This window comes from Anaerovibrio lipolyticus LB2005, assembly GCF_000621545.1.
GTDB classification, from domain to species: domain Bacteria; phylum Bacillota; class Negativicutes; order Selenomonadales; family Selenomonadaceae; genus Anaerovibrio; species Anaerovibrio lipolyticus_A.
In genome coordinates, this window is the sequence record NZ_JHYA01000028.1 from 1 (window position 1) to 2308 (window position 2308).

At 42.5% G+C, this 2308-nt stretch carries 3 protein-coding genes; 1 reads left to right on the top strand and 2 read right to left on the bottom strand.

The genetic code is table 11. The features are described from left to right. Positions 1-747: 747 nt before the first annotated feature. On the top strand, positions 748-1002 hold the full coding sequence (locus tag T355_RS0112285; RefSeq protein WP_027397995.1) for a DUF4405 domain-containing protein: 255 nt from the start codon (positions 748-750) through the stop codon (positions 1000-1002). A 91-nt stretch (positions 1003-1093) separates the two neighbouring features. Here T355_RS0112285 and T355_RS14450 read toward each other — a convergent pair whose 3' ends face one another. Further along, positions 1094-1801: a PDDEXK nuclease domain-containing protein gene (locus tag T355_RS14450; protein ID WP_331279594.1), complete on the bottom strand. Its 708-nt coding sequence runs from the start codon at positions 1799-1801 to the stop codon at positions 1094-1096. A 228-nt stretch (positions 1802-2029) separates the two neighbouring features. Next, a partial coding sequence (locus T355_RS15450; RefSeq protein ID WP_027397996.1) for a hypothetical protein occupies positions 2030-2308 on the bottom strand: 279 nt, incomplete at its 5' end.

A 2308-nucleotide genomic window follows, 5' to 3' on the forward strand; every position in this document is an offset into this window, starting at 1 on the left:
TTATTTTTGTGACAAGATATACCCTCGCGCCGCCGACCACCATGTCAAGTTCCATGTCGTCCATCTTGTTCATGAATTTCTTTTCCATTTTATTTCCCTCCTTAAAATCTTTGAGAATCGTTTTTCTTTATCCTTTATATCCCCGAAGGTTGAAAAGTGTTATAAATTTTTTTGGCAATGGCCATACCTTCCGCTTCTCTTTTGGAGAAGACGAGAATCTTTTTCCGGGGGTATGACTGCGCCACTTAGGGTGTAGTGATACCTCCGGGGCTGACACTTGGAGAAGTGGTTTTGGCAGTGCTGCCGCCCCAGATAAAAAGCGGTAGCTCTGCCTCTGCTGGCCCTATAGTAGGCACTGGCCCACAATTCAGGCGGCTGGGTATGCTCCCAGCTTTCTTCAGATACTATCGGGGCTTTTCATGGCATAGCCGGAATCCGTGATGTAGGCATGACAGGGAAAGACCTGGGTCCAATTCTGCTGGGGGTATACTCTGCCGTCCGGGGCACCTTCTCGAGTCGGTGTTTCAGACGCTGGAGTCCCTAAAGGACTAGGAGCAAAGCTCCGTCGGTGGCTGACCGCACGTATGGGAGGTCTGACACCGTAAGCGGCTCACTTCAATCAAGGCACCCTATTTTTTAAGAGTGTGGGTGGCCTCCTTCGTACCCCTTTATTTTATAATTTGTTTATTTCCAATTTAGATTTAAGCCATATAATATATCCAAAATATAGCGAGGGGGTTATCTATTATGAAAAAGAATTATGGTCTTGACTGGCTTCTTTTTATCAGTGGTTTAATTTGCATTGTTACCGGTTTAATGCTTGATTTTCACCTTATTTCCGGTGGCAGAGAAGCAAGGCTATTTTACCGAAACATCCATATTTACAGTGGTTATTTTATGGCTGTTGGACTATTGCTACATTTATTCTGGCACAAGAGCTGGATTTCCATGGCCACAAAGAAGATTTTAGGCCAAAAAAATACCCCTGCTTCAAACCATTAATTAGTTTAAAACAGGTGCTAGAAGGCTATTCAGTTATACATTCCAAGGCTTTATCATAAAGGGCTTCATGCGCCTTTTAAGATACATAATATTATCCATCTGATGGAGCTACTAGCTCCGGCAAACTGGCCAATTCCTGAAGTTTTCGTGACAAAACAGCTTTATCCGGCAACTGCAGCTGATACTGTGACACCATCATTGGGGAAAGTGTACGGCTCATAGCATACTCAACCACTTCATCATTTTTTGAAGCACACAGGAGCAGGCCCACACTTGGATTTTCCTCTGGCTTTTTGACCTGTCTGTCCAGACCTTCCAAATAAAAATCCATTTTGGACACATATTCCAGCTTAAATTTGCCGACCTTCAGCTCCATTGCCACAAGACAGCACAGACTGCGATGATAGAACAGCAAATCAATGCGATAATCTTCGCCGCCTACCTGTATAGGGTATTCTTCCCCTACAAAAGTAAAATCCTTGCCCAGTTCCAGGATAAAATCCTTCATTCCCTTAACTAATGCTTTGCGAAAATCATTTTCATGAAAGGCAAGAAACTCCACCACATAATGATCAAGAAACGGATTTTCCTTTGACTGTAAAGGCTCTGGCAACAGTTTACTTTTGGACAACATATACCGCTCATAATATCCGCTGTCCATCTGACGCTCCAGCTGGCGGAAACTATAACGCTCCTTTATGGCCAAGCGCATATAAAATTCCCGTTCCTCAGCACTTTTACATCCCGACATTATACATAAGTGGTTTGACCAGCTTAATTGTGTCAACACTGTTGACACTTTTTAAAAACACTAGAACACAGGCCTTATCACTCGTCAAAACGCCCTTGAAACAAAACATACTTTCTGCTACCATTGTAGGGGAACATGAAAAACAATACTAATAACAGACATTTGAAAAGGCGCACCATACGCACGCCTTTTTTTAAATCATCGTTTTCCTTCGCAAGATGAAGAACATATTAATCTCGTTATATCCATGGGAGGATAACGGTGTTATCTTTCCGCTTACGACCTATAGCTTAGCTTATTAAAATCTTTCAATAAGTTATCGGCCTGTTCATGTCTTCCAGCCTTTCTGAGCATACCTACTGCAGCATCAACGGTTGCTTTTGCAAAATCATCACCTAGTGGCATTACATTTTTGTACACGAAATAAGCAATTTGAGCGGAATTGCAGCCTTTTTTTACCATGACACCAATGTCACTAACGGCCGATATTATCTTCACTGGTATAGCAATTGGTTTAAAAACAGTTAGCGCTATCCCTTTTACGAAGCCACCAAT